The sequence below is a fragment of the Massilia suwonensis genome (assembly GCF_042655665.1).
Lineage (GTDB): Bacteria > Pseudomonadota > Gammaproteobacteria > Burkholderiales > Burkholderiaceae_D > Telluria > Telluria suwonensis.
The window spans coordinates 425,213-451,675 of the sequence record NZ_JBHSMR010000014.1; the positions used below are offsets into that span (position 1 = coordinate 425,213).

Annotated in this window: 20 protein-coding genes and 2 tRNA genes; 15 read left to right on the top strand and 7 right to left on the bottom strand. The window is 65.0% G+C overall.

Annotation, left to right across the window (positions count from 1 at the left end; all coding sequences use genetic code 11):
• Positions 1-16 precede the first annotated feature (16 nt).
• Both ACFPQ5_RS22280 and ACFPQ5_RS22285 read left to right on the top strand, forming a co-directional pair.
• Complete coding sequence (locus tag ACFPQ5_RS22280; RefSeq protein ID WP_379760926.1) at positions 17-2,065, top strand: NAD(+) synthase; 2,049 nt, start codon at positions 17-19, stop codon at positions 2,063-2,065.
• A 30-nt stretch (positions 2,066-2,095) separates the two neighbouring features.
• Positions 2,096-2,434, top strand: coding sequence for a P-II family nitrogen regulator (locus tag ACFPQ5_RS22285; protein WP_136222194.1), 339 nt, complete (start codon positions 2,096-2,098; stop codon positions 2,432-2,434).
• A 15-nt stretch (positions 2,435-2,449) separates the two neighbouring features.
• On the opposite strand, the gene ACFPQ5_RS22290 is transcribed toward ACFPQ5_RS22285, so the two are convergent.
• The 4 genes from ACFPQ5_RS22290 to trxB form a co-directional block, all read right to left on the bottom strand.
• Positions 2,450-3,058 (bottom strand): trimeric intracellular cation channel family protein, encoded by a 609-nt coding sequence (locus ACFPQ5_RS22290; RefSeq protein ID WP_379760929.1) that lies wholly within the window; start codon positions 3,056-3,058, stop codon positions 2,450-2,452.
• 409 nt (positions 3,059-3,467) lie between these two features.
• Positions 3,468-5,657, bottom strand: a complete 2,190-nt coding sequence (locus ACFPQ5_RS22295; RefSeq protein WP_379760931.1) for an ATP-binding protein — start codon at positions 5,655-5,657, stop codon at positions 3,468-3,470.
• 142 nt (positions 5,658-5,799) lie between these two features.
• Positions 5,800-6,459, bottom strand: a complete 660-nt coding sequence (locus ACFPQ5_RS22300) for a Smr/MutS family protein (protein ID WP_417568523.1) — start codon at positions 6,457-6,459, stop codon at positions 5,800-5,802.
• A 20-nt stretch (positions 6,460-6,479) separates the two neighbouring features.
• On the bottom strand, positions 6,480-7,445 hold the full coding sequence (trxB, locus tag ACFPQ5_RS22305) for a thioredoxin-disulfide reductase (protein WP_379760935.1): 966 nt from the start codon (positions 7,443-7,445) through the stop codon (positions 6,480-6,482).
• Positions 7,446-7,639: 194 nt separating this feature from the next.
• Here trxB and ACFPQ5_RS22310 point away from each other — a divergent pair, with 194 nt between their 5' ends.
• From ACFPQ5_RS22310 to ACFPQ5_RS22325, 4 genes are all read left to right on the top strand, one after another.
• A complete protein-coding gene (locus tag ACFPQ5_RS22310) occupies positions 7,640-10,132 on the top strand; it encodes a DNA translocase FtsK (RefSeq protein WP_379760937.1) in 2,493 nt (830 codons plus the stop codon).
• A gap of 108 nt (positions 10,133-10,240) precedes the next feature.
• Positions 10,241-10,873, top strand: a complete 633-nt coding sequence (lolA, locus tag ACFPQ5_RS22315; RefSeq protein WP_379760939.1) for an outer membrane lipoprotein chaperone LolA — start codon at positions 10,241-10,243, stop codon at positions 10,871-10,873.
• Between the two features lie 182 nt (positions 10,874-11,055).
• The gene (locus tag ACFPQ5_RS22320) at positions 11,056-13,896 is read left to right on the top strand and encodes a hypothetical protein (RefSeq protein ID WP_379760941.1); all 2,841 of its coding nucleotides are present in this window, start codon (positions 11,056-11,058) and stop codon (positions 13,894-13,896) included.
• Between the two features lie 116 nt (positions 13,897-14,012).
• The gene (locus ACFPQ5_RS22325; RefSeq protein WP_379760943.1) at positions 14,013-15,314 is read left to right on the top strand and encodes a replication-associated recombination protein A; all 1,302 of its coding nucleotides are present in this window, start codon (positions 14,013-14,015) and stop codon (positions 15,312-15,314) included.
• Between the two features lie 26 nt (positions 15,315-15,340).
• On the opposite strand, the gene ACFPQ5_RS22330 is transcribed toward ACFPQ5_RS22325, so the two are convergent.
• Positions 15,341-16,507: a hypothetical protein gene (locus ACFPQ5_RS22330; RefSeq protein WP_379760945.1), complete on the bottom strand. Its 1,167-nt coding sequence runs from the start codon at positions 16,505-16,507 to the stop codon at positions 15,341-15,343.
• A 210-nt stretch (positions 16,508-16,717) separates the two neighbouring features.
• On the opposite strand from ACFPQ5_RS22330, the gene serS reads away from it, so the two are divergent.
• The 3 genes from serS (at position 16,718) to ACFPQ5_RS22345 (ending at position 18,576) form a co-directional block, all read left to right on the top strand.
• Entirely contained in the window at positions 16,718-18,016 is a 1,299-nt protein-coding gene (serS, locus tag ACFPQ5_RS22335) for a serine--tRNA ligase (RefSeq protein WP_379760947.1), read from the top strand.
• A gap of 66 nt (positions 18,017-18,082) precedes the next feature.
• A tRNA-Ser gene (locus ACFPQ5_RS22340) sits at positions 18,083-18,172 on the top strand.
• Between the two features lie 314 nt (positions 18,173-18,486).
• Positions 18,487-18,576: transfer RNA gene (locus ACFPQ5_RS22345), tRNA-Ser, on the top strand.
• Positions 18,577-18,610: 34 nt separating this feature from the next.
• On the opposite strand, the gene ACFPQ5_RS22350 is transcribed toward ACFPQ5_RS22345, so the two are convergent.
• Positions 18,611-19,051: a thioesterase family protein gene (locus ACFPQ5_RS22350; RefSeq protein ID WP_379760949.1), complete on the bottom strand. Its 441-nt coding sequence runs from the start codon at positions 19,049-19,051 to the stop codon at positions 18,611-18,613.
• Between the two features lie 95 nt (positions 19,052-19,146).
• Between ACFPQ5_RS22350 and ACFPQ5_RS22355 the strand changes: the two genes are divergently transcribed.
• Positions 19,147-20,112 (top strand): GlxA family transcriptional regulator, encoded by a 966-nt coding sequence (locus tag ACFPQ5_RS22355; RefSeq protein ID WP_379760952.1) that lies wholly within the window; start codon positions 19,147-19,149, stop codon positions 20,110-20,112.
• A 70-nt stretch (positions 20,113-20,182) separates the two neighbouring features.
• Here ACFPQ5_RS22355 and ACFPQ5_RS22360 read toward each other — a convergent pair whose 3' ends face one another.
• Positions 20,183-21,124 (bottom strand): methyltransferase, encoded by a 942-nt coding sequence (locus tag ACFPQ5_RS22360; RefSeq protein WP_379760954.1) that lies wholly within the window; start codon positions 21,122-21,124, stop codon positions 20,183-20,185.
• A 176-nt stretch (positions 21,125-21,300) separates the two neighbouring features.
• On the opposite strand from ACFPQ5_RS22360, the gene ACFPQ5_RS22365 reads away from it, so the two are divergent.
• The 5 genes from ACFPQ5_RS22365 (at position 21,301) to ACFPQ5_RS22385 (ending at position 26,410) form a co-directional block, all read left to right on the top strand.
• Positions 21,301-21,477: a hypothetical protein gene (locus ACFPQ5_RS22365; RefSeq protein ID WP_379760956.1), complete on the top strand. Its 177-nt coding sequence runs from the start codon at positions 21,301-21,303 to the stop codon at positions 21,475-21,477.
• Positions 21,474-22,349: a KPN_02809 family neutral zinc metallopeptidase gene (gene ypfJ, locus ACFPQ5_RS22370; RefSeq protein ID WP_379760958.1), complete on the top strand. Its 876-nt coding sequence runs from the start codon at positions 21,474-21,476 to the stop codon at positions 22,347-22,349. Before ACFPQ5_RS22365 ends, ypfJ begins: the two co-directional genes overlap by 4 nt.
• A gap of 200 nt (positions 22,350-22,549) precedes the next feature.
• A complete protein-coding gene (locus tag ACFPQ5_RS22375) occupies positions 22,550-23,734 on the top strand; it encodes a zinc-dependent alcohol dehydrogenase (RefSeq protein WP_379760960.1) in 1,185 nt (394 codons plus the stop codon).
• Between the two features lie 10 nt (positions 23,735-23,744).
• Positions 23,745-24,347, top strand: a complete 603-nt coding sequence (locus ACFPQ5_RS22380) for a hypothetical protein (RefSeq protein WP_379760962.1) — start codon at positions 23,745-23,747, stop codon at positions 24,345-24,347.
• A gap of 266 nt (positions 24,348-24,613) precedes the next feature.
• Complete coding sequence (locus ACFPQ5_RS22385) at positions 24,614-26,410, top strand: M4 family metallopeptidase (RefSeq protein ID WP_379760964.1); 1,797 nt, start codon at positions 24,614-24,616, stop codon at positions 26,408-26,410.
• Positions 26,411-26,463: the final 53 nt, after the last annotated feature.

The window sequence follows — 26,463 nt, forward strand, 5'->3', positions numbered from 1 at the left end:
ATGCGAAAGGGGTTCAATGAACAACCGATTTTTCAATCTCTATTCCCACGGATTCGCGCGCGTGGCCGTGGCGATTCCCCGTTGCCGCATCGCCGACCCGGCCTATAACGTCGAGCAGACCTTGACCCTTGCGCGCCAGGCGGCGGAGCAGGGCGCGGCCCTGGTCGCCTTCCCGGAACTGGGCCTGTCCGCCTACAGCTGCGACGACCTGTTCCACCAGAAGGCCCTGCTCGACGCCTGCCAGGACGGCCTCGCGGCCATCGTCGAGGCATCGAAGGAGCTGCCTCTGGCGATGGTAGTGGGCCTGCCCCTGCGGGTCAATCACCAGCTGTTCAATTGTGCGGCCGTGGTGGCAAGCGGGCGCGTGCTCGGCCTGGTGCCGAAGAGCTTCCTGCCGAACTACGGCGAATTCTACGAGTCGCGCCAATTCAGCGCCGCCGATTGCGCCGCGGTCGATTCGGTCGAGCTGTTCGGCGACATCGTGCCTTTCGGCCCGAACCAGGTATTCGAAGTCGAGAACCTGCCGCTCTTGCGCTTCCACGTCGAGATCTGCGAGGACGTCTGGGTGCCGGTGCCGCCGTCCTCGTTCGCCGCCATGGCCGGCGCCACGGTGCTGGTCAACCTGTCGGCTTCGAACGTGCTGGTCGGGAAGAGCACCTATCGCCACCAGCTGGTCAGCCAGCAGTCGGCGCGCTGCATGGCGGCTTATCTGTACACCTCGGCCGGACGCGGCGAATCGACCACCGACATGGCCTGGGACGGCCAGGCGATCATCTACGAAAAGGGAGAAATGCTGGCCGAGTCGGCGCGTTTCCTCGACGAGTCGCACATCATCTTCGCCGACGTCGACCTGGAACGCCTGTCGCAGGAACGCATGCGCGCCACCACTTTTGCGCAGTCGGCGCGCCGCCATGCGCAGGAGGCGGCCGCTTTCCGCGTCCAGCGCGTGAAACTGGCGCTGCCCCTGGAAAGCACGCTGCCATTGAATCGCGAAATCGAGCGCTTCCCCTACGTGCCGGCCGACCGCGCGCTGCGCGACGAGCGCTGCACCGAGGTCTACAACATCCAGGTGCAGGCCCTGATCCAGCGCCTGTCCTCGAGCGGCATTCAGAAGGTCGTGATCGGCGTCTCGGGCGGCCTCGATTCGACCCACGCCTTGCTGGTCTGCGCCGCCGCCATGGACCGTCTCGGCCTGCCGCGCACGAATATCCTGGCCTATACCATGCCCGGCTTCGCCACCAGCGGCCGCACCCTGCAGCAGGCGCACGCGCTGATGGAAGTGGTGGGCTGCACGGCGCGCGAAATCGACATCCGCCCGAGCTGCCTGCAGATGCTGAAGGACCTCGGTCACCCCGCCGCCGAAGGGGCGGAGCAGTACGACGTCACCTTCGAGAACGTGCAGGCGGGCGAGCGCACGAATCACCTGTTCAGGTTGGCGAACCACCTGGGCGCGATCGTGATCGGCACCGGCGACTTGTCCGAACTGGCGCTGGGCTGGTGCACCTACGGCGTGGGCGACCACATGTCGCACTACAACGTGAACGGCAGCGTGCCGAAGACCCTGATCACCCACCTGGTGCGCTGGGTCGCGGAGACCGAGGCCGTCGTGAAAGGCGGCAGCGAGGTGCTGCTGAACATCCTCGGCACCGAAATCAGCCCGGAACTGGTGCCGGGCAAGGCGGGCGACGACAAGCCGGCGCAGATTACCGAAAGCGTGATCGGCCCCTACGAGCTGCAGGATTTTAATTTGTACTACATCCTGCGCTACGGGTTCACGCCATCGAAGGTCGCCTTCCTGTCCTACTCGGCCTGGCGCGCCAAGCACGAAGGCCGCTGGCCGGACGAACATGGTGCGCGCAACGAGTACGACCTCGCCGCCATCAAGCGCAACCTGTCGATCTTCCTGTGGCGCTTCTTCAAGACCAGCCAGTTCAAGCGCAGCTGCGTGCCGAACGGTCCGAAAGTCGGAAACGGCGGCTCGCTCTCGCCGCGCGGCGACTGGCGCGCCCCGAGCGATTCGGAAGCCACCGTCTGGCTGGACGACCTGGCGAATATTCCGGACTAATTAAAATATCTTTCTAAAACTGGAGCAGACATGAAACAGATTACCTGCGTAATCAAACCCTTCAAACTCGACGAAGTGCGCGAGGCGCTGGCCGACGTCAACGTGACGGGCCTGACCGTCACGGAGGTGAAAGGCTTCGGCCGCCAGAAGGGCCACACCGAGCTGTATCGCGGCGCCGAATACGTGGTCGACTTCCTGCCGAAGGTGAAGATCGAGGTCGTGGTCGACGATGCCGTGGTCGAGCAGGTGGTCGACGCCATCATCAAGGCCGCGCGCACCGGCAAGATCGGCGACGGCAAGATCTTCGTGCAGGACGTGCAGCAGGTGATCCGGATTCGCACCGGTGAGACCGGCGCGGACGCGGTGTAAGCGAGGGATGGGGCCTCAGCGCCCCATCTGCACGTCGAATTTCCAGCTGACGAGCCGCATCACGCTGATCGTCAGCGCGCTGCTCCACAGCGCGAAGTCGTGCGATACGTCGGTGTAGAGCCCCATCAGTAAAAACATCCAGTTGCCGAGGAAGGCGCAGATCGCGTACGGTTTGCCGTCCCGGAACACCATCGGCACTTCGTTGCAGACGATGTCGCGCAGCACGCCGCCGAAGATCCCGGTGATCACGCCCATCATCGAGGCGATGAAGAGGGGCATGTTGGCGTCCAGCGCGGAAGACACGCCGGCAATCGAGAACAGGCCCAGGCCGACGGCGTCGGCGATGACGATCAGGCGTTCGGAAACCATGTGGCGCAGGGTGCGGATCAGCGGAGAGGCGATCAGCGCCAGCACGAAGATGGCGATCGCGTACTCCTGGTGCGTGACCCAGAACAGGGGACGTCGGTCGAGCAGGATGTCGCGCAGGGTGCCGCCGCCGAAGGCGGCGATGAAGGCGACGGTGAAGACGCCCACCAGGTCCATGCGCTTGCGGCGCGCCTCGATGAAGCCGGAAAAGGCTCCGACCAGGATCGCCATGATTTCGATGAACTTGATGAGGGTCATGCAGCGGGCTATTCTGTTGGCATGTTGCTAGACTAACACATGGCCCTGCTGTTGTAGGGGGCCATGAGGCCAATGGCCTCATGGCCAGCTGCACCGGGCATTCTGTGCCCACGCGGTACGGCGCGTGATTGGTGATTGCGGATGAAAAAGGAGGGGCGGCATACGTCACGTCCGCATTCAGCATCGCCGCAGATCGAACGGTGATACCGCGTGGGCATGGAATGCCCACCCTACGTTACTAACACATGGCCCCGGGGTTGTAGGGTGGGCACTCTGTGCCCACGCGGTGCGGCGCGTGATTTGTGATTGCGTATGAAAAATGATGAGCGGCATACGTCACGTCCGCATTCAGCGGCGCCGCAGATCGAACGGTGATACCGCGTGGGCATGGAATGCCCACCCTACAAAATCACATTGGGCCGGCGCGCTCGGTTTCAGCGAGCGGCAGGCGCACGCTGAAGATCACCTGGCCGTTTTCGTGGCGGTACGCAATCTCGCCCTCGTGCTCACGCACGATGGTGGCGACGATGTACAACCCTAGTCCCATGCCGGTGCGGTTGAGCGGATTGTGCAGCGAACTGCGCTTGAAGGGGTTGAACAGGGTTGCTGCCTGGTCCTCGGAAATCGGCGTCCCGTTGTTGGTCACCTCGACGGTCGCCCAGCCAGCGTGCGTATTCAGGCTCACGCCGATCGGACCGCCCACCTCGCCATGGTGGCGCGCGTTGCTCAGCAAATTCGACAGCACCTGCGACATGCGGCCGGCGTCGGCGCGCACCATGGTGGCGCCGGGATTGGTCCAGATATACGTGATCGTCGGATAGGCCAGGCGCATCTCGTCGACCAGGTCGTCGACCAGCGCCGACAGGTCGATCGGTTCGAGCAGCATGCCCAGTCCCAGGCCGCCGTCGATGCGGCTCATGTCGAGCACTTGCCCGATCAGGCGCTGCATGCGGTTCGAGGAAGACTGGATGCGCTTGCCCAGGGTCGGCTGGTTGCCGCCGCCGCTGCCGCGCTCGAGCAGGGTGCCGGCCATGTTGATGGAGTTGAGCGGGTCGCGCAGGTCGTGGCCGAGCATGGCCAGCAGCTGGGCGCGCGTGGACTCGGTCTGGGCGCGGCGCGCGTTGGAGGCGCGCAGCAGTTCCGACAGCATCAGCCGGGCATTGCTCTGCACCGGCGCTTCCCATACGTGGGCGCGTCCGCGGACGGTTTCCTGCCAGGCGTCGAAGGAGCCGCGCGGCGTCAGGCGCGGACCCAGCGGGCCATAGGTGACTGTCTTTTCCGGCCGGCCGGCCCAGGACACGTGCTCGATCTGTTCGGTGCGCAGCAGCAGGCACCAGCCGCCGCCGGGCGGATCGAAGGGCAGGCCGAGCATGCCGACCCACTTGCCGAGCAGGGGTTGCAGCCCGGGCGGCCACTCGTCCAGTGCGTCTCGCAGCACCAGGTCGCTGGCATCCAGCGGCAGGGAGCGCACGATGGCCTCCGCCGTCTCCCGTTCGATCGCGCCGAAAGAAATGATTTTGCCGTTGTGGACGCACACCATCGCATGCGAGCCGGTGGCCTTCTGCAAGGCTTCGGCGTGGTGCGCCAGGGCGTCGAGCGGTTCCTCGTCGATCAGCAGCGACTCGACCAGGCTGGTGCGGACCTGGGCGGCCTGTTCGACCAGTTCGGCATCCTGGCGCGCCTCGATGCTCTGGATGGTCGAGGCCATCACCTGGGCCAGCACGTCGGCCGCCATGCGGATCGAGTAGGGCACCTGCTTCGGTTCATGGTGGTGGCAGGCCAGCAGGCCCCACAGGCGGCCGTTGATCACGATCGACACGCTCATCGAGGCCTGCACGCCCATGTTCCGCAGGTATTCGACGTGGATCGGCGAGACGCTGCGCAGCACGCTGTAGCTCATGTCCAGCGGCGCGGCGCCCGGCACGCCCAGCATCGGCACCGCCGCATAGCTGACGTCGGCGATCATGCGCAAGGTCGTGAGGATGTACATGCGGCGCGCCTGGGCCGGGATGTCGCTGGCCGGGTAGCGCTGGCCGAGATAGGGAACGATGTCCTCGCGCCGCGCCTCGGCCACGACGTCGCCGCTGTCGTCCTCGCGGAAGCGGTAGGCCATGACGCGGTCGAAGCCGGTGAACTCGCGCACCTGGCGCACGGCCGTCTCCAGCAGCGATTCGATGCTTTTCTGGCGCCGCACACGTTCGATCGAGCTGTGGGCCTTGACGGCGAACAGGGCGACCGTGTCGGCTGGCACGTTACGGGTTTCAAATTCGCAGACGATGCGGCCCTGTGTGGCGTGTACGATGCAGTCGTAGTCGATCCCACCCAATTCGGCGGCGGCAAAGGCCGGCGCGCATTCCCCGTCGACCTGGCTGGAGACGCATTCTTCGATCAGCTCGAGGGCGACCGGGGGCAGGGCGAAACCCGTGAAGTAGCCGCCGATTTCGAGGCCGGCCAGCTCGGCGGGGACGTTCGCACTCCAGCCCTCGAGCACGCCATCCACGCCGAAAAACAGCAGGAAGCCGTGGGGCTGGATAAATCCGGGGATATGGATCGGTTCGTCCGCGCAGGATTGCAGGTCAACCAGGGGCGCCTCGGACATGGGAACGATCGTACTGGACTTCAATGAATTTCCCTTATGGTTGGCGCCGAAATTGACGAAATTTGACGAATTCTACAACAGCCGCAGCTCAGCTGTCGCACTACCGCTGTTGTACTGCAAGGAACGTTGTATCTTTTCCGCACTAACGATCAAGTGCCGGTTTTAGCAGCACGATCAGGGCGCCGCTGCCGCCGTCGGCCCGGTTCGCCACGCAGAAGGCCACGACTTCGTCGAGCTGCACCAGCCAGCTGTGCACCACCGAACGCAGCACCGGTTCGCCGTTCGGCGAGCCGTAGCCGACCCCGTGGATGATGCGCACGCAGCGCACGCCGCGGCGCAGGCAGCGCCGTACGAAGTCGCCGACCTGGCCGCGCGCGACGTCGCGGGTCATGCCGTGCAGGTCGAGTTCGTCCTGCACGGGCCAGTGGCGCTTGCGCAGCTTCTTGACGACGTCGGGGCCGACGCCGTCTTTCGCATACGAGAGGGTGGGATCGTCGTCGAGCAAGCCATCGACGTCGAACATGTCGGAGAGGGATTGCTGCAGCACCAGGGCGTCGTCTTCCTCCTGGCTCAGCACCCGTTTGGCCGGCGCCTCGCGCAGCAAGGCTTCCTGCACCGGCCGGTACACGTAGCGGTTCGATTCCGGCATCTTCTTGACGCCTTCCATCGCGCTGCGGAATTCGATGGCGCGTTCGCGGGCGATGCGTTCGCGCTTCTCGCGTTCGGCTTGTTCGATGGCGCGCAGGCGTTCGTCTTCCCTGAGCTGGTCGCGCAAGGATTTCAGGTCCGCAAAGTCTTTCATGCCCGCCATCGTTCTCCTGATTACTTCTGGTCGTCTTCCAGTGCTTCCAAATAGCGCTGGGCGTCGAGCGCGGCCATGCAGCCGGTGCCCGAGCTGGTGATCGCCTGGCGGTAGATGTGGTCCTGCACGTCGCCGGCCGCGAACACGCCCGGCACGCTGGTGGCGGTGGCCATGCCTTCGGTGCCGCTGCGGGTCTTGATGTAGCCGTTGTGCATCTCGAGCTGGCCTTCGAAGATCATCGTGTTCGGCTTGTGGCCGATCGCCACGAACAGGCCGTGCACGGTCAGGTCCTTCACCGAATTGTCGGCGGTGGAGCGGATCTTGAGGCCGGTCACGCCGCTGTTGTCGCCCACGACTTCGTCCAGGGTGTGGTTCAGTTCCAACACAATCTTGCCTTCCTTGACCTTGTGCATCAGGCGGTCGACCAGGATCGGCTCGGCGCGGAACTTGTCGCGGCGGTGGATCAGCGTGACCTTGGAGGCGATGCCGGCCAGGTACAGGGCTTCCTCGACCGCGGTATTGCCGCCGCCGATGACCGCCACTTCCTGGTTGCGGTAGAAGAAGCCGTCGCAGGTGGCGCAGGCCGAGACGCCGCGGCCCATGAAGGCCTGTTCCGATTCCAGGCCCAGGTACTGGGCCGAGGCGCCGGTGGCGATGATCAGGGCGTCGCAGGTGAATTCGTGGGAATCGCCGACCAGGCGAATCGGCTTTTCGTTCAAATAGGTCGTGTGGATATGGTCGAACACGATCTCGGTATTGAAGCGCTCGGCGTGCTGCAGCAGGCGCGCCATCAGCTCCGGACCTTGCACGCCCAGCGGGTCGCCCGGCCAGTTCTCGACGTCGGTGGTCGTCATCAGCTGGCCGCCCTGTTCGACGCCGGTGACCAGCATCGGGCTCAGATTGGCGCGCGCGGCGTAGACGGCGGCGCTGTAGCCGGCGGGACCGGAACCGAGGATCAGGACTTTGGCGTGTTTCTTAGTGGTCATGGCGTGCAAGGTAGTGAGGGTAAGAAATCGGAAACTGGGGGCGAAAGGGAGACAAATCAAGCGCAGTTTGCCGCCCGGGATGCGGGATGGATTATAGACGATGATGCGCAAGAGCATGAATCATAGGCCGTGGCGCGCCATATGGCTTAGAATGATCGGATTCCGCAAAGGCGAACCCATCCGCAGCCAGCAGCATGAGCAAGAAGAGTACCGCACAGTCCACGACACCCCCCCGTCATCCGGCCCCCAGGTCGCCGATGCCGCGCCGCCTCGCCCGTCTCCTGCTGGAGGCGCGCTGGATCGCGATGGCCGTCGTCTTCCTGTATTTCGTGATGATATTGCTGAGTTACAACAAGGCGGATCCGGGCTGGTCGCACGCGAATACGGTGTCGAACATCTCGAACCTCGGCGGCAAGGCCGGCGCCTGGCTGGCCGACCTGCTGCTGTTCATTTTCGGCTTCTCCACCTGGTGGTGGGGCGCCCTGTTCCTGCGCGCCGTCTGGCGCGGCTGGCGCAAGCTGACCGACAAGTCGCCCACGCCTGCCGAACCGGAACACCAGGACGAATTCATCGTCCGCTGGATCGGCTTCGGTTTGATGTTCGCCGGCAGCGTCGGCCTGGAATACCTGCGCATGTGGTCCTGGGACGTCGAGCTGCCGCGCGCGCCGGGCGGCGTGCTGGGCCAGCTGCTCGGCCACGCCTCCCAGGTCGCCTTCGGCTTTACGGGCGCGACCTTGCTCTTGCTGCTGCTGTTCGGCCTGGGCTTTTCTCTGTTCTTCCACGTCTCCTGGCTGGCGGTCGCCGAGCGCATCGGCGAAACCTTCGAGGCGACCGTGGACTGGTTCCGCATGCGTGTCGAGGATCGCGAAGACCGCCGCCAGGGCGAAGCCGCGGCCGTGCAGCGCGACGAGGCCGTGGTGAGCGAACGGGCCAAGCAGGTAGATAAACCGCCTGCGCCGCGTCGTGCGGAGCCGAAGCTGGCGCCGGCGGACGAGGACGAGGACTTCGAGATGCCGGCCCCGGTACGGGTCGCGCCGACCTTGAGCGCGCCGACGCCAGCCGTGCCGGCCGTGGCGGCCCAAACGATGCCGGCCGAGCCTGCTCCGATCAAGATCGAACCGCAAATGATGTCGGTGCCGAAGGGCGAGCGCGCGGTGAAAGAGCAGCAGACGCCGCTGTTCCGCGACCTGCCGGGCGACTCGCCGCTGCCGCCGCTGTCGCTGCTGGACGAGCCGCCGCCGGTGCAGGAAACCGTGGCGGTGGACACCCTCGAATTCACGAGCCGCTTAATTGAAAAAAAGCTGTCCGACTTCGGCGTCGAAGCCAAGGTCGTGGCCGCCTTCCCGGGCCCGGTCGTCACGCGCTACGAGATCGAGCCGGCCACCGGCGTGAAGGGCAGCCAGATCGTCAACCTGGCGCGCGACCTCGCGCGTTCGCTGTCGCTGACCTCGATCCGCGTGGTGGAAACCATCCCGGGCAAGAACTACATGGCGCTGGAACTGCCGAATCCGAAGCGCCAGATCGTGCGCCTGACGGAAATCGTCGGCTCCAAGGTGTACAACGACAGCGCCTCGAACCTGACGGTCGCGCTGGGCAAGGACATCGCCGGCAAGCCGGTGGTGGCCGACCTCGCCAAGATGCCGCACCTGCTGGTGGCAGGTACCACCGGTTCCGGTAAGTCGGTCGGCATCAACGCGACGATTCTGTCGCTGCTGTACAAATCCGATCCGGCCGACGTGCGCCTGATCCTGATCGACCCGAAGATGCTGGAAATGTCGGTGTACGAGGGCATCCCGCACCTGCTGGCGCCGGTCGTGACCGACATGCGCCAGGCCGGCCACGCGCTGAACTGGGCGGTGAACGAGATGGAACGCCGCTATAAGCTGATGTCCAAATTGGGCGTGCGTAACCTGGCCGGCTACAACGCCAAGATCGCGGATGCGGCCAAGCGCGAGGAGCACATCCCGAATCCGTTCTCGATCATGCCGGACAATCCGGAGCCGCTGGAAAAGCTGCCGACCATCGTCATCATCATCGACGAGCTGGCCGACCTGATGATGGTCGTGGGTAAAAAGGTGGAAGAGCTGATCGCCCGTATCGCCCAGAAGGCGCGTGCGGCCGGCATCCACCTGATCCTGGCGACCCAGCGTCCGTCGGTGGACGTGATTACCGGCCTGATCAAGGCGAACATCCCGACCCGCATCGCGTTCCAGGTGAGCTCGAAGATCGACTCGCGCACCATTCTCGACCAGATGGGCGCGGAAACCCTGCTGGGCATGGGCGACATGCTCTACATGCCGCCCGGTACCGGCCTGCCGGTGCGCGTGCACGGCGCTTTTGTCTCGGACGACGAAGTGCATCGAGTTGTAAAACATCTTCAATCGCTGGGCGAGCCGAATTACATTGAAGGCATCCTGGAAGGCGGCACGCTGGAAGAGGGCGGTGCAGGCGGCGGCGATGCCGTGGCAGGCGAAGGCGGCGGCGAGTCTGACGCCATGTACGACCAGGCCGTGGCCGTGGTGCTGAAAAACCGCCGCGCCTCGATCTCGCTGGTCCAGCGCCACCTGCGCATCGGCTACAACCGCGCCGCTAGATTGCTCGAGCAGATGGAGCAAAGCGGCGTCGTCTCGCCGATGCAAAGCAACGGCAACCGCGACATCCTCGTGCCCGCAACCCAGGCTGAATAAGCGAGCCGTTAACTTCCGCACCGACTGATTCGGTTGCGCACCGTAGGGTGGGCTCTTGAGCCCACGCGTACGTGCTCATGCACACCGTACATTCAACAAAGGACCACGATGACGACTAAGAACAATATTGCCGCCCTGATTGCCACCTTGACCCTGGCCCTGTCCGGCACCGCCCACGCGACCGCCCTCGACCAGTTCAAATCCTTCGTCGCCACCACCAAGGCGGCAAAGGGCGAATTCACCCAGCAACAGCAACGCAAATCCCAGACCGGCAAGATCTCCCCGGTTTCGAGCGGCAACTTCGTCTTCGCCCGTCCCGGCAAGTTCATCTGGAACTACACCAAGCCCTACGACCAGCTGCTGCAGGCCGACGGCGACTCGCTCTACATCTACGACAAGGACCTGAACCAGGTCACCGTCAAGAAGCTCGGCAATGCCCTCGGTTCCTCGCCCGCCGCTATCCTGTTCGGCAGCAACGACCTGGAAAAGAATTTCACGCTCTCGGAAGCAGGCACCCGCGACGGCCTGGAATGGCTGAACGCCGTGCCGAAAGCCAAGGACACCACCTTCGAGCAAATCAGCATCGGCCTGAAGAACGGTACGCCGGAAGCGATGGAACTGAAGGACACCTTCGGCCAGACCTCGGTGCTGAAATTCACCCGCTTCGAGCGCAATCCTTCGCTGGGCGCGCAGCAGTTCAAGTTCGAGATCCCGAAGGGCGCCGAGGTCAACAATCAATAAACAATTGTTTTAATCTAATAAACAATTGTTCAGCTGAACAGGGCTCCACCACGGGGCCCTGTTGCGTTAACGCCTTCGCAACATTCGCCGCCTACCCAAAGTAAATATCATCTTGTCAACATCAGATTGACGGGGATACAATTGCAATATTTGCAATTCCACTCCTCGCCGATCGGATTTTCATGGTCTCCTTGCGCGCACTGCGGCAGCACTCCCTTTCTTCGATGATGGTGCTGCTCCTGCTGCTGGGCGGCTGCGGAGGCGGTGGAGGCGGTTCGGCAACGCCTGCTCCGCCTGCCGGCACGAGTGCGGGAAGCGGCAGCGGGACCACGACACCGCCCGCCGGATCCGGCGGCGGCCAGACCGACACCGGCACTGGCAACAACACCAACACAGGCACCGGCGCAGGCACCGATAGCGGTACCGGCACGGGCGCCGGCAGCGGTACGCCGACGACACCGGTCACCGGCACCACGCCGGCGACCGACCCTGGTTTCCGTGTCACGGTCGACCGCAGCGCACTGGCCTTCAAGGGTGAAGAAGACGCGGTGATCGCGCCGCAAGTGGTACTCGGAACCGGTTCCGGCACGCCGAGCGCGACGGTCTACACGGGCAGCCTCGACCTGGGCGTCGCGATCGAACGCGTCTTCGTCGAGACGGTCGGCACCCAGGTGAAATTCACCGTGCAGCCGAAAGTGCTGCCGGCAGGGGAATACCGCGGCTCGCTGCAGCTGTTCGCCTGTCCGGACGCGCGCTGCGCCACGCACTTCGAAGGCTCGCCGGTCACCATTCCCTATACGATTTCGGTCGCCAAGGGCTTCAAGGTGCAGGGCCCTGCGGGCGGCCTGACGGCGCTCAGCGGCGCCACGGCGAGCGCCGATATTCCGGTGCAGCTCCCCGCCGGCACCACCAGCTTCACGGCGCGCTCGGGCGCGGACTGGCTCACCATATCGAACCTGAGCCCGGCCGGCTTCAGCGTGACCGCACAGCCGATGCCGCCCGGTACCTACAAGACGGCGGTGACGGTCGTGGCCGGCACCCGGAGCAGGGAAGTGGAGATCGGCTATGCCGTCACCGGCAACGCCGGCACCATCATGCGCATCACGCCGGCCGCCGACAGCATCGACATGGCCGCAACCATCATGGCAAGCGCGGATCGCACACTCGAGGTCGCCTTGCCCTCATGGAGCAAGGTACTCGAGACCACGGTGAGCTATGTGCAGCCGCAGTCGGGCTGGCTGGACGTCGCCAAGACCGGCGAGCATACGCTGGCCCTGAGAGCCTCGGCGGCGACCTTGCCGCCCGGCCGCTACGGTGCCTATGTCACGCTCGCTTCCGGTCCGCTGACCTATCCGGTCACGGTCGCGGTCAACTTCACGGTCGGCAACGCCTCCTGGCAGGTCACGGGCGACACGAATTTCCTCGTGACCAGGACCACGGCGGCCACGCAACTGGGCACCGACCTGCGTATCGACATACCGCAGTTGCCCGTCCAGCCCTGGACCGCAAGCACGAACGCGCCCTGGCTCGTCCTGTCGCGCGCCAGCGGCAGCACCGGCGGCACGCTGCGCGCCACGGTCGATCCCGCGAAGCTGCTGGCCTTGCCCAACTACCAGACGCACGCGGCCGATATCGTCCTGGGCACGACCGACAGCCGGATTGCGCCGCTGACGCTGCGGATGACTCTGAACAAGGCTCTGCCGGAAGTCCATTACGTCGGCCCGAGCACGCGCCTGCCGGGCGAGGGCGGCAGCTATATCGTGCGGGGGCGCGGCTTCGACAGCATGGCCGACCTGCAACGCGACCTGGTCATTTCCGGCGCCACGCCGCTGCAGGTGACGCGCGTGAACGATACCCAGGTCACGGTACAGCTGGCCGGCGCGCCAGGCGGTGCGGTCGGCTTCAACGTGCCGAACCAGCTGGGCGCGGCGACCGGCAATCCGACCCTGCGCGTGGTCGCGCCGGCGACGTTCTCCGCGCAGCTCATTGCGACCGCGGGAGAGAAGGGCGGCATGCTCTACGATCCCGAGCGCAAGGCGGTGTATGTGGCCAACAAGGCGCTTCATTCGGTCATGCGCTTCAGCTACAACGGCAGCAGCTGGGACATGTCGAGCGTACCGGTGCCGAGCGTCGGTTCGCTTGCCATGACGCCGGACCGCAAGAGCGTGGTGGTAACGTCGGCGTCGAGCGGGATCGTCCTGCTCGACCCGGCCACGCTGCAGGTACAGGCAAGCTATGCCGATCGTAACGTCGGCAACCAGTGGATCACTCTGCCTTTCCTGGCCGTGACGAATAATGGGCGCGCCTACTTTGGAGGCGAATCATGGAGCGACCTGCGGTATTTCGACCTCGTCGCGCGTCAGTTCGTGACCGTCCCGGATGCATACTACTCGCTCCACAACGGCCCATGGTTCAGCATCTCGGGCGATGGCGCGCGCCTCAACCTGGTGCAGACTTCGGGTCTCTCGTCTTTCCCGCCGATGCTGTACATGGATAGTGCGGATGGCATCGTCAAGACGAACCCGGTCGGCCTGAACTTCTGGTACACCGCTTCGCAAAGCCTGCGCGGCGAACGCTTCGTCGAAGACACCTACCGCGTCTGGGACCGCGACTTTGCCCTGATCGGCAACCTCGCGCTGCCGGATTACAGCTGGCGCGGCACCACCACGGCCGTGTCGCCGGATGGCGCCCGCGTCTACATGCTTGCCTTTAATTGGGGCGCCTACAACATGACGGGCGCCGCGCCGCGGGTGTACGTTTTCGACAGCAGCAAGCGGGTCGTCTCCACCACCGATTTGCCCCTGCTCGGCTACTTCACGCTGGGCGGTTCCCCGAGCTGCCAGACGTCTTCCGACTGCAACCTGCGTGCCTGGACCGCGATCAGCCCCGACGGCAAGACGCTGTTCTTCGCCGGCGACACGCATCTGGTGGTGGCGCCGATTCCCGCCACGCTCGAGGCGCTGCCGGCCGCCGTGTCAGCGCGGAGCGCCCCGATGATGAAGGGTGTGCGCATGGGGCACTGAACGAAGGGCGGGCAGCCGTGCGTTCGTCACGGTGCCTGCCCGCATCGGCTACACTAGCCGCATGCACAACAACTCGCGTCATTTCATGTTCGTACCATGCGCGCCGGGAGGCCATCGTGGATGACCTCTTCAAGAACGAGCCCGCCGCCCCGCTGGCCGAAGCCCTGCGTCCGCGCACCATCGACGAAGTCATCGGCCAGAGCCATTTGCTCGGCCCCGGCAAGCCGCTGAACCTCGTCTTCAAATCCGGCAAGCCGCACTCGATGATCCTGTGGGGCCCGCCGGGCGTGGGCAAGACCACGCTGGCGCGCCTGACGGCCTATGCCTTCGACTGCGAATTCATCGCCCTGTCCGCCGTGCTGTCGGGCGTCAAGGATATTCGCGCCGCTGTCGAACAGGCCGAGCAGTACCTGGCGCGCGGCAAGCACACGATCCTGTTCATCGACGAGATCCACCGTTTCAACAAGTCGCAGCAGGACGCTTTATTACCTTTCGTCGAATCCGGCCTGGTGACGCTGATCGGCGCCACCACCGAGAACCCGTCCTTCGAAGTGAACTCGGCGCTGCTGTCGCGCTCGCAGGTCTACGTGCTGAAGGCCTTGAGCGACGACGAGATGCGCCAGCTCCTGAAGCGCGCCCAGGAGCGCGTGCTGGCCCACCTGAAATTCGACGAGATCGCGGTCAGCACCCTGATCGGCTACGCCGACGGCGACGCGCGCCGCTTCCTGAACCTGCTCGAGCAGACCAAGACCTCGGCCGAAACGAGCGGCATCACGACGATTACCGGCGAGTTCGTCGACAACGCGCTGACCCTGAATTCGCGCCGCTTCGACAAGGGCGGCGACAATTTCTACGACCAGATCTCGGCCCTGCACAAGTCCGTGCGCGGCTCGCATCCGGACGCGGCCCTGTACTGGCTGTGCCGCATGCTCGACGGCGGGGCGGATGCCAAGTACCTGTCGCGCCGCATCGTGCGCATGGCCTGGGAAGACATCGGCCTGGCCGACCCGCGCGCCATGCAGATCGCGAACGACGCTGCGACCACCTACGAACGCCTCGGCTCGCCGGAAGGGGAGTTGGCCCTCGGCCAGGCCGTCGTGTATCTGGCGATCGCGGCGAAGAGCAATGCCGGCTACAACGCCTTCAATGCGGCCATGGCCTTCGTTCGCAAGGACAAGTCGCGCGAGGTGCCGGTGCACCTGCGTAACGCCCCGACCAAGCTCATGAAGGAACTCGGCTACGGCCACGAATATCGCTACGCGCACGACGAGCCGAACGCCTACGCGGCCGGCGAAACCTACCTGCCCGAGGGCATGCCGGAGCCGCGCTGGTACCAGCCGGTGCCGCGCGGGGTGGAGAGCAAGATTGCGGAAAAGCTGGCCTTCCTGCGCCAGCTGGACGAGGACGCGCAGGGCTGACGTCGGCGGCGGCCGGCGTCATGCGCTTACTGCAGGCTGACCTTGCAGGTCGAGCGTGCCGTGCAGGCTTTCTGGCAGGCGTAGACGCCGTCTTTCGGTCCCTTCAGGCACTCGCCCCAACACTGGCGTTCGGTATTGCAGTTCAGGTCCTTGCCGTTCTGGGTCGGCAGCGGCGGCGGGGCGGACGCGCTTGTCGCCGGCTTCGACGGGATGGAGTTGACCTGGCTCGCGGTCTTGTTGCCGCTACCGGTTTGCGCCACCGTCAGCGCGGCCTGCTTGCGTGAGGCTTCCTGGCGCTGCCGGTTCGCCGCATCCTGCCTGGCCTGGGCTTCCGCCTTGCGCTGTGCTTCGGCTTCGGCCTTGCGCTGGGCCTGGGCAGCCTGCTGCTGCTCGTACTGGCGTGCGATGTCGTACTGCCTTTGCGTCGCCTGGCGCGCGTTTTCCTGCGCCTGCTGGTATTGGCGCGCCGCCGCGTCGCGCTGCGCCTGGGCCTGGCTCTCGCGGCGCGCCTCCGCCTGCGCCCGGATCTGCGCCGCCTGCGCGGCCTGCTGCTGGGCGACCTGGTTCGCCGCGCCGCTCAGCGTTGCCATCGCATTGCCAAAGGCGCGGGCAGTCGCTTCACTGGACGCGCGCTCGTCTTCCCGTCGCTGGCGTGCCTCTTCGGCCATCCTTTGCTCATGCCACGCCGCGGCCTGCATTTCCTGGCGAAGGGCTGCTTCGCTGTATGGCTTCGTTTGCCACTCGTTGACGTACTCGTAGTCTTGCAGGAAATTCAGCCCAGCGGTGCTTTTCGACTCGAAGAGCCTGTCAAAACCACCCGCCGTATTCGGGGTGTAAGTGAGGCGCTGATTGTCGTCCCAGGTCTCGCAATTGATGACCAGTTTGTTCGCTCCCTGCATCACTGCACTGGCTGTGCGGCATCCGGGCGGTTTGGCCATGACCTGCAGGACGCCCGGCTGCGCCGTATTGCGCAGTTTAAATCCATCGAACACATAAGTCAGGCCATTGTCTTCACGCGTTGGCGTCCACGACATTGTGCGCAAAATGTACTTCTTGTTGACGAGCTTGTTCAGGAATCCGAAGTCGGCGGATCCGGCTTGCCAGTTCGGCGCGACCGGTGCCGGCGCGGGTTCGATCGCCGCGCAGGCCGACAGGAGACAGGCCATGGCCAGAAGCGAGAGTTTTTTCAGCATGATGTCAAAGGGGGTAAATAGAATTTCCAAGAGGTAACTGTGGAGTATTCATGAGCCTGTATCCGCCGTCAATCGGCGTCGAAAGGCATGCGATGTGCTTACAACAATCGAGCCTGGGCGCCGGGGTGCTGCTTTTTCGGAAACGCGCCGATAATCGTGAGCGGCTTGGTACAATTGCGTTTTCGACATACTGCTGGCCTGACCTCCACAATGATAGACATCCAACTCCTCCGCAAAGACATCGACACCGTCGCCGCCCGCCTGGCCACGCGCAAGTTCCAGCTCGACGTGGCCGGCTTCAACGCGCTCGAAGCCGAGCGCAAGGCGATCCAGACCCGCACCGAAGAGCTGCAGGGCAAGCGCAATTCGCTGTCGAAGCAGATCGGCATCCTGAAGGGCAAGGGCGAGGACACGGCCGGCGTGATGGCGGAAGTCGCGGGCCTGGGCGACGAGCTCAAAGCCAACGAAACGAAGCTGGGCGAGGTCCAGGGGAAAATGGCCGACTTCATGGCCTCGATCCCGAACCTGCCGCACGAATCGGTGCCCGCCGGCACTGACGAGACCGGCAACGTCGAAGTGCGCAAGATCGGCACGCCGCCGAGCTTCGATTTCGAGGTGAAGGACCACGTCGACATCGGCGAGAAGCTGGGCCTGGACTTCGATACCGCCACCAAGCTGACCGGTTCGCGCTTCTCGGTGATGAAGGGCGGCATCGCCCGCCTGCACCGCGCGCTGGCCCAGTACATGCTCGACACCCATACCGACAAGCACGGCTACACCGAGTGCTACACCCCGTACATGGTCAACGCCGACTCGCTGCGCGGCACCGGCCAGCTGCCGAAGTTCGAGGAAGACCTGTTCTCGGTGAAGAAAGGCGGCGCGGAAGGCGAGGGCGAGACCTTCTACCTGATCCCTACCTCGGAAGTCTCGCTGACCAACATCGTGCGCGACGAGATCGTCCCGCTGGACACGCTGCCTCTGAAGATGACGGCGCACACGCCATGCTTCCGCTCGGAAGCCGGCAGCTACGGCCGCGACACCCGCGGCATGATCCGCCAGCACCAGTTCGACAAGGTCGAGATGGTGCAGGTCGTGCATCCGGAGCAGTCCTATGCGGCGCTGGAAGAGATGGTCGGGCACGCCGAAACCATCCTGCAGACCCTGGGCCTGCCGTACCGCGTGATGTCGCTGTGCACGGGCGACATGGGCTTCGGCGCCGCGAAAACCTACGACCTCGAGGTCTGGCTGCCGGCGCAGAACACCTACCGCGAGATCTCGTCGCTGTCGAACTGCGAAGCCTTCCAGGCCCGCCGCATGGGCGCGCGTTTCCGCAACGCCCAGAACAAGCCGGAACTGCTGCACACGCTGAACGGCTCGGGCCTGGCGGTCGGGCGCACGCTGGTGGCGGTGCTGGAGAATTACCAGCAGGCCGATGGCAGCGTCGTGATTCCGGAAGTGCTGCGTCCGTATATGGGCGGGCTCGAACGCCTGTCTGCCACTGCAGCGTAAATAGCTCTTCCGTTTTCGCGGGCGGCTGCTATAATGTGGCCTCTCGCGACAAGCGACCGGTTACCTGGAGAGGTGGCAGAGTGGTCGAATGTACCTGACTCGAAATCAGGCGTACGTTAAATCGTACCGTGGGTTCGAATCCCACCCTCTCCGCCAGTAGTAAAAGAAGGGCTCCCAGATGGGAGCCCTTTTTGTTTTTGTAATGCGGCCGGGCAGACTCTTGCGTCCGTAACAGCAGCGCATCGTAGGGTGGGCACTTGTGCCCACGCGGTAGTGACGTCGCATGCCACACAGCATATAGAAACGCACAATGCGAATGTGGGCGAGTTCAAAATCTGCGGTACGCATGAGTACGACCGCGTGGGCACGGAGTGCCCACCCTACGGTATGCCTCCGATATCGTTCCCTTGCACAACACGGAATCGCTCGCTATAATGCGAGCCTCTTGCAGCGACCGCAACACCGATTTAGGAGAGGTGGCAGAGTGGTCGAATGTACCTGACTCGAAATCAGGCGTACGTTAAATCGTACCGTGGGTTCGAATCCCACCCTCTCCGCCAAACAAAGAAAAAGCTCCCGACGGGAGCTTTTTTTTCATCTAACGCTCCCCGGCAACACCCGAAAATCCACCGTCCGTGGCGTCGCTTTCAACGGCTCCGCTAATCCGGACGGCGGCACCGTCAACTTCCGATTCGCGAGGTCAAACCACCCGGCGGTCGACGTCACCCGCGCACACAAGACCCCATCCCGGAAAAACTCATTCCGGAGCATCATCCTGCTCGCATCCTCCGACAGCCCCGCAATGCTGAGCGTCACCTGCATCTCGTCGAGCAGCCGCACCTCGCGAAAATACTCGATCTCGTCCTTCATCACGACCGGCCCCAGGCGCAGCCTGACGAATTCCGACATCGGAAACCCGTGCTCGGCGAAATACATCATGCGCACGTCGGCCGACTTGTCGAGGTAAGCCGTGTTGCGCATGTGCGCATTGAAATCCATGTCGCCCCAGCCGGCGACCAGCGTTTTCGTGTACATCGTCCTTTCTTCCAGAGCGTTCGATACCCTCACTGTACACAGGCCCGTGCTGATGAGACACTGGCGAGATTGACATTATCGGTAGCGAACTTGCCATGCGCATCGTCATCCTCGTCCTGAACGGCGCCTTCGACACGGGCCTGTCCGCCTTCCTCGACGCCTTCCAGGCCGCCAACCAGCTGTCGGGCATGCTGGGCACCCCGCAGCCGCGCTTCGACGTCACCCTGGCCGGCGTACGCGCCGAGGTCCGGAGCGGGCAAGGCATGCTGGTGCCGGTGACGCCGGCGGGCGACTGCGCCGCGCCGGACCTGGTGCTGCTGCCGGCGCCCGGCGAGAGGATGCCGCAGCCGCTGGCGCAGCGGCTGGCCTCGAGCGAGGTGCGGGACGCGATCGCGCTGCTGCGCGGCTGGTCGGATCGAGGCGCGCGCATCGGCGCGGCCTGCATCGGCAGCTTCGTGCTGGCCGAGAGCGGCTTACTGGACGGGCGGGACGCGACCTGCACCTGGTGGCTGACGCCGATGTTCCGCGAGCGCTATCCGCAGGTGAATCTCGACGCGCGGCGCATGGTGGTCGCATCAAGCCGCTTCGTGACGGCCGGGGCGGCGCTCGGCCACCTCGACCTGGCCCTGTGGGTAATCCGCCAGGCCAGTCCCGCGCTGGCGGCGCTGGTGGCGCGCTACCTGATCGTGGACGAGCGGCCGGCGCAGTCGAGCTACGTGATTGCCGATCACCTGGCGCATGAGGATCCGCTGGTTTCAAGCTTCGACCGCTGGGCGCGGGCGCGGCTGGCGCAGGGGTTCCGGCTGGAGGAGGCGGCGGCTGCGCTGGCGACCAGCAAGCGGACGCTGGCGCGCAGGTTGTCGGAGGTGGTGGGGAAGACGCCGGTGGCCTATGTGCAGGATTTGCGGATCGAGCGGGCGGTGCATCTGCTCAGGACCAGCGATCTGGCGATCGAGCGCATTGCGGAGCAGGTGGGGTATCGCGATGGGGTGACTTTGCGGACGCTGTTGCGCACGCGCTTGGGGAAAGGGGTGCGCGAACTGCGTGGAGCTTCGCGTTGAACTCGGGTGTTCAATCGCACGTAACGCGTGGGCATGCCCACCCTACGTTACGCAGCGGTTTCGGAAAACATTAGCGCCGCTTGGTTGCGCGCAGCCAGACGGCCGCGATCCTCTCCACGTCCTCGTAGCCTTCGCAATCGAGCTGGCCCCCGAAGATGTCCGGGTCGAGTTCCTCGTAGCTCCACGAGTCGCAGGTCGCCTCGATGCGTGGGCGGATCGTCTCCAGAAACTCGTCGCGGCCGTCGACGATGGCGATGCCGGTGTACAGCAGCAGCGTGCCGCCCGGCGCCAGGCGGTCGAGGGCGGCGTCGACGATTTGCACGGACAGGCCGGCGCCGTGCATGTCGCCGCCGTGGCGGTAGCGCAGCTTGTCGGGGTCGAGGATGTAGGGCGGGTTCGACAGGACCAGGTCGAATGCGCCGTCGAGGTCCTGCAGCAGGTCGCTGTAGCGCGCGTCCACCCGCGGCGTGGCGTTCAGGCGCGCGTTGACGGCGGCGAGCGCCAGGGCGCGATCGTTGATGTCGGCGGCGACCACTTGCGCCTCGGGAAAGCGCGCCGCGACCTCGATCGCCCCGGCGCCGCTGCCGGCGCCGATATCGACCACGCGACGCGGCGGGGTCAGCGTTTCCATGTCGCGCTTTAATGCAGCCACATAGCGGTAGGTGTCCGGGCCGAAGAAGACGGCGTCTTCGTCGCGCGTCGGGAAGGCCGAGTGGAAGTACAGGCGCTCGCCGATGCTGGAGGCGCGCACGGTGGCGCACAGCGCGCCGTCCTTCTCGGCCAGTACGCCGGCGCGGCGCATCAGCGCCAGGATCTCCTTTGCTACCGTCTCTTCGCGAAACGGGCGGCTCCAGCCGAATACCCCGCGCAGGTCGCGCGCCCAGGCATGTTCGGGCCGGCCGTTGACGCGGCGGTGCGTTGCCGGCGTGATCGTGGTGAACTGGTAGCCCGCCTGCAGCAGGGCCTGGCCCAGCGCGAGCAGGGCGTCGGAATCGTAGGGAGTGGAGGTCATGCAGCGAGAATGAACGATGGGGCGGACGCACTCTGTTCGCTGGCGTACAGAGCGCAGTATGGCCGTGCGCCGCTTATGTGAATGTCCGAACATACTCGTACAGTGGACACGTCCATACTGCATTCATGTTCACACCGGCAAGGGTGCCGGTGCGATGCCCACACTTCAGGACAGCCATGAAACCACTTTTACCCGATCAGGAACACGCCCGCGTCGAGCGCGAAATCGAACGCGAGCGGCATGAACGCAGCCTGCACGACGAAGCCCGTGCCGGCCTGGCCCCCGACGACGAATTCCGCACCAAGGATGCACGCGAAAGCATGAATTCGTCCACGCTGCGGCGGTCGAAATGAAGTGGGAAGGCGACCGCGAGAGCGGTAACGTCGAGGACCGGCGCGGCGGCGGCGGGGGCGGCGGCTTCAACATCGGCGGCCGCGGCGTCGGCCTGGGCACGGTGGCGATCGCATTGGTCGCTTCGCTGTTCTTCGGCGTCGATCCGGGCACCGTGATCGGCATGCTCGGCGGGGGCGGCGGGCCCGCGCCGCAGGTCCAGCAGCGCGACCCGAACGCGCCCCAGGCCAACGACCGCGAGACCCGCTTCGTGCGCACCGTGCTCGGCTATACGGAAGATGCCTGGACGCCGATCTTCGCGTCTCAAAACGCCACCTACCGCCCACCGACCCTGGTCCTGTTCGAAGGCCGCACGCCGACCGCCTGCGGCACCGGCAATTCGGCCACCGGCCCCTTCTACTGCCCGGGCGACCAGAAGGTGTATATCGACCTCAGCTTCTTCCGCCTGATGCAGGAACGCTTCCACGTTGGCGGCGAGTTCGCCCAGGCTTACGTGATCGCGCACGAGGTCGGCCATCACGTGCAAAAGCTGATCGGCGTGTCCGACCAGGTGCACAACGCCCAGCAGCGCGCCTCCGAGACCGAGGGCAACGCCTTGTCGGTGCGGCTCGAGCTGCAGGCCGATTGCTTCGCCGGCGTCTGGGCCAACCGCACCCAGCAGAAAGAAGCCTTCCTGGAGGCGGGCGACGTCGAAAGCGCGCTGGCCACCGCCACCGCGATCGGCGACGACACCCTGCAGCGCCAGTCGCGCGGCACCGTGGTGCCGGATTCGTTCACGCACGGCAGCTCCGAGCAGCGTGTGCGCTGGTTCAAGCGCGGTCTCGAAGGCGGCGATCCGCAGCAATGCAATACCTTCGAGGCAACGCGTCTCTAAGCGGAAAATTCCTGCAAGCATGGCTTGCAGGAACTTCGCGTTTCCTGCTGCGAAGTAATTGCTATCGTGCAGCTAAAAACCATTAAAAACATGCATTCGTTTCCGTGCGCGTATCGCATTCGATAGCGTTTTGACATAAGTTTATTGTCCACGCGCTCATCGTCAAACGGTGAGCACCGCAAACTTTCGAGGAGGAACTTATGCTGGCAATGAACTATCGGGGGCCTTACCGCGTTCGCGCGACACACAAGTCCGATCCCGTGATCGAGCATCCGGGCGACGCCATCGTGCGCGTGACGCGTTCCTGCATCTGCGGTTCCGACCTGCACCTGTATCACGGCATGGTGCCGGATACCCGGGTCGGCCATACCTTCGGACACGAATTCATCGGCATCGTCGAGGAAGTCGGTTCGCAGGTGCAAACGCTGAAGGTGGGCGACCGCGTGCTGGTGCCCTTCAACATCTTCTGCGGCTCCTGCTTCTTCTGCCAGAAAGAGCTCTACGGTAACTGCCACAACATGAATCCGCAGTCCACCGCGGTGGGTTCCATCTACGGCTATTCGCACACGGCCGGCGGCTACGACGGCGGCCAGGCCGAATACGTGCGCGTGCCGATGGCCGACGTCGGTCCGATCAAGATCCCCGACGACATCGTCGACGACGACGCCGTGCTGCTCACCGATGCGCTGCCGACCGGCTACCAGGCAGCCGAGATGGGCGACATCGAGGAAGGCGATACCGTGGTCGTGTTCGGCGCGGGTCCGGTCGGCATTTTTGCAGCGAAATCCGCCTGGCTGTTCGGCGCCGGGCGCGTGATCGTGGTCGACGAACTCGACTACCGCCTGGAGTTCGTGAAGAACTACGCCCAGTGCGAGGTAGTGAACTTCAAGGACGTGGGCGACATGGCGCTGCACATCAAGAAGATGACCGACTGGCTGGGCGCCGACGTCTGCATCGACGCCGTCGGCTGCGACGCGGCCGGCAGCGTGGCCCAGACCGTGACCGGGCGCCTGATGAAGATGCAGGCAGGTGCCGCCACCGTGCTGCACTGGTGCATCAACTCGGTGCGCAAGGGCGGCAACGTCTCCATCGTCGGCGTGTATGGCCCGACCTTCAACGCCGTCCCCATCGGCAATGCGCTGAACAAGGGCATCACGATGCGCATGAACCAGGCCAGCGTCAAGCGTCACGTGCCGCGCCTGATCGAGCACATCCGCGCCGGACACATCGATCCGAAGCAGATCATCACGCACCGCATCCCGCTGGAAGAAGTGGCCGACGCCTACCACATCTTCTCGAGCAAGCTCGATAACTGCATCAAGCCGATCCTGATCCCGCCGCGCGCCCATGAAGTGCGCGCCGTGACGGCCAGCGTCGGCAAATAAGGAGAACGGCATGCAAAACGGAACCGCCCTGGTCAAGCACGACAATAATCCAGACCACGACCACGACTTCGAGAACAGCCACGACCACACCCATCACCACCACGTGCAGCCCGAGCTGCGCCAGACCCGCCGTACGCGCGAGCAGCTGACGCATATCAAAGGCTGGGGTGCGGACCTCGATCGCAAGAACCGTCCCGGCGTGCCGATGGAGCGCACGCCGCCGCGCTACACCCCGGCCGACATGCCCACTCCGCCGGCCCAGGAGCAAAAGGTCGAAGTGCTGGTGTCGCCCGAGCGGCCCGGCATCACCCAGATCCACGGCTCGGTCCAGCCGCCGTCGGGCCTGTCGGGCATGCTGCGGCGCGCCGCCTTCAAGTACACCGAGAACGACCTGCGCCACTGGCTGATCCTGCTCGGCGCCGACCGCATCAACGTGGTCGAAGGCATCGTCGATGACCTGGCCCATGGCCACGTGCCGAACATCCTCGGCGAGATGGGCCTGAAGGCCGAATGGCAGCACAACAAGAAGGGGCTGGCGACCAAGGTCGCGATTGCCGGCGCCATCGGCGCGGCCGCCTACCTGCTGTTGAAGGACCGCGACGAGCGTTATTAAATGTAGGGTGGGCACTCCGTGCCCACGCGGTTACGGGCGCCTCTTTTGTAGGGCGACCGGCGCGGCTCACGGGCACGTGCGTACCGCGTGGGCTCGGAGAGCCCACCCTACGAAAATCTACCCCCGATTCGTTGAAGCCTCGCCGTTGCGTACTTGCGCAGCCGCGGGGCTTCTTGCGTTTGAGCAAGTTCCTTTTTTAAGGCTCATCCACACTCCGGTGATGTCCGGCCCGTTTTCGCGGCCGGGAACCTTCGACTGGAGAGACGATGAAGTTTCGAACCCGCCTGCTGGCCACGCCCCTCGGCGTCCTGATCGCAAGCGCCTGCGCCGTCGCCGCGCAGGCCCCCGCCGCGCCGACTCCCATGATGAGCGCGCCGCAGCCGCAGTCCATGGCCGCCAACGCCGCCCTGGTAGCGACACTGACGCAGGGCCGCGGCGCCCGCGGCCTCGACAACAACCACGGCTTCTCGATCGCCCAGCAGCATCCGGGCGTGCAGGGCACCCAGGTAGTGCGCGCCGCCCACACCTATAAAGGCTTGCGCGTGTTCGGCTCCGAGTCGGTCGTGGTGGTCGATGCGCAGGGCGGCATCGTGTCCGAATCGGCCTCGACGCGCCGCCTGCACCTGGGACGCGGCCCGGCCAACCGGCTGGGTGCGGCGACCAGCGACTTCAAGGTCAAGCCCTCGATGCCGCCGAAAGCCGCGATCGACGCCGCCGTCGGCGCGACGCTCGCGGCCACCGGCCCCGACGCGACCCACATCACGCCGCCGAGCGCCGAGCTGCTGATCTGGCCGGTGATGAAAACCGAACGCGTGGCAAGCGCCGCCGGCAAGCTTGACGAAGAACTGAACGCCCTCGACCTGCAGGAAGTCGTCGACCACTACGAGCTGGCCTACCTGGTGCGCACCCGCATGCGGCGCGGCGACCATCCCTACTATCACGACACCGTGGTCAGCGCCAACGACGGCCACATCATCGAGCGCTGGAACGCGCTGCAGACCGTGATCGGCGTGGGCAAGAGCCAGTACAACGGCGAGGTGCCGATCAGCACCACCTTCAGCGAAGGCCTGTACCGCATGCTCGATCCGGAGCGCGGCACCGGCGGCACCTATGGCGCGATGGCGATCACCAACGCCAACGGCAGCAGCAGCGCCGGCAAGATGTACACGCATACCGAGAATACCTGGGGCGACGGCAAGCAGTACGTCCGCGGCGGCAGCACCACGAATGCCAACGGCCAGACCGCCGCCGTGAACGCGATGTGGGGCCTGATGAATACCTACGACGCCCTCAAGAACGCCCTCGGCTGGCAGTCGCTCGACGGCAAGAACACGGCCACCTACATCGCCGTGCACGTCAACACCGCCTACGACAACGCTTATTACAGCGACACTTGCCGCTGCATGTTCATCGGCGACGGTTCCAGCTTCAACAGCCTCGGTTCGATCGACGTGATCGGCCACGAGATGGGGCACGGCGTCACGGCCGCGACCTCGGACCTCGTGTATTCGGGCGAATCGGGTGGGCTGAACGAATCGAGTTCGGACATCGGCGGCGAAATCGTGGAAGCCTATGCGCGCGCCGGTGGCAAGGGCGAGAGCATTCCGCTTTCCGGCAACGACTGGATGCTGGGCACCGAGATCGCCCGCGACGGCCAGCCGCTGCGCTGGATGTACCGCCCGAGCAAGGACGGCAGCAGCCCGGACGCCTGGAGCACCTCGCTGAAACGCCTCGACGTCCACTACAGCAGCGGTCCGAACAACCGCATGTTCTATTTCCTGGCGATGGGCTCGAAGGCCGACAAGGCGGGCGACTACTACAGCAAGTACCTGGTGAAGTCGCCGGCGGCGATGACGGGCATCGGCACCGACAAGGCGTTCCGGATCTGGTTCAAGGCGAATACGACCAAGTTCACGTCGAGCACCAACTACGCCGATGCGCGGGCGAAGATGATCGAGGCGGCACAGGAGTTGTATGGAGCCGATAGCCGCGAGGCCGTTGCCGTGCAGCGCGCCTATGCCGCCATCAACGTCGGGGCAGACGTCGACGAGCCGGCGCCCTGATTGCCGGATTGGGGCTGTTGCCTGATGCGCTAGCGGCCCGCATGATCCGCGTG

What these genes read in the sequence shown, in the direction of transcription:
- ACFPQ5_RS22375 (WP_379760960.1), top strand. Translation starts at nt 22,550, where the DNA reads ATGCTGGCAATGAACTATCGGGGGCCTTACCGCGTTCGCGCGACACAC.
- ACFPQ5_RS22360 (WP_379760954.1), bottom strand. Translation starts at nt 21,124, where the DNA reads ATGACCTCCACTCCCTACGATTCCGACGCCCTGCTCGCGCTGGGCCAG.
- ACFPQ5_RS22365 (WP_379760956.1), top strand. Translation starts at nt 21,301, where the DNA reads ATGAAACCACTTTTACCCGATCAGGAACACGCCCGCGTCGAGCGCGAA.
- ACFPQ5_RS22300 (WP_417568523.1), bottom strand. Translation starts at nt 6,459, where the DNA reads ATGAAAGACTTTGCGGACCTGAAATCCTTGCGCGACCAGCTCAGGGAA.
- ACFPQ5_RS22380 (WP_379760962.1), top strand. Translation starts at nt 23,745, where the DNA reads ATGCAAAACGGAACCGCCCTGGTCAAGCACGACAATAATCCAGACCAC.
- serS (WP_379760947.1), top strand. Translation starts at nt 16,718, where the DNA reads ATGATAGACATCCAACTCCTCCGCAAAGACATCGACACCGTCGCCGCC.
- trxB (WP_379760935.1), bottom strand. Translation starts at nt 7,445, where the DNA reads ATGACCACTAAGAAACACGCCAAAGTCCTGATCCTCGGTTCCGGTCCC.
- ACFPQ5_RS22330 (WP_379760945.1), bottom strand. Translation starts at nt 16,507, where the DNA reads ATGCTGAAAAAACTCTCGCTTCTGGCCATGGCCTGTCTCCTGTCGGCC.
- ypfJ (WP_379760958.1), top strand. Translation starts at nt 21,474, where the DNA reads ATGAAGTGGGAAGGCGACCGCGAGAGCGGTAACGTCGAGGACCGGCGC.
- ACFPQ5_RS22280 (WP_379760926.1), top strand. Translation starts at nt 17, where the DNA reads ATGAACAACCGATTTTTCAATCTCTATTCCCACGGATTCGCGCGCGTG.
- ACFPQ5_RS22320 (WP_379760941.1), top strand. Translation starts at nt 11,056, where the DNA reads ATGGTCTCCTTGCGCGCACTGCGGCAGCACTCCCTTTCTTCGATGATG.
- ACFPQ5_RS22350 (WP_379760949.1), bottom strand. Translation starts at nt 19,051, where the DNA reads ATGTACACGAAAACGCTGGTCGCCGGCTGGGGCGACATGGATTTCAAT.
- ACFPQ5_RS22355 (WP_379760952.1), top strand. Translation starts at nt 19,147, where the DNA reads ATGCGCATCGTCATCCTCGTCCTGAACGGCGCCTTCGACACGGGCCTG.
- lolA (WP_379760939.1), top strand. Translation starts at nt 10,241, where the DNA reads ATGACGACTAAGAACAATATTGCCGCCCTGATTGCCACCTTGACCCTG.
- ACFPQ5_RS22310 (WP_379760937.1), top strand. Translation starts at nt 7,640, where the DNA reads ATGAGCAAGAAGAGTACCGCACAGTCCACGACACCCCCCCGTCATCCG.
- ACFPQ5_RS22285 (WP_136222194.1), top strand. Translation starts at nt 2,096, where the DNA reads ATGAAACAGATTACCTGCGTAATCAAACCCTTCAAACTCGACGAAGTG.
- ACFPQ5_RS22290 (WP_379760929.1), bottom strand. Translation starts at nt 3,058, where the DNA reads ATGACCCTCATCAAGTTCATCGAAATCATGGCGATCCTGGTCGGAGCC.
- ACFPQ5_RS22295 (WP_379760931.1), bottom strand. Translation starts at nt 5,657, where the DNA reads ATGTCCGAGGCGCCCCTGGTTGACCTGCAATCCTGCGCGGACGAACCG.
- ACFPQ5_RS22385 (WP_379760964.1), top strand. Translation starts at nt 24,614, where the DNA reads ATGAAGTTTCGAACCCGCCTGCTGGCCACGCCCCTCGGCGTCCTGATC.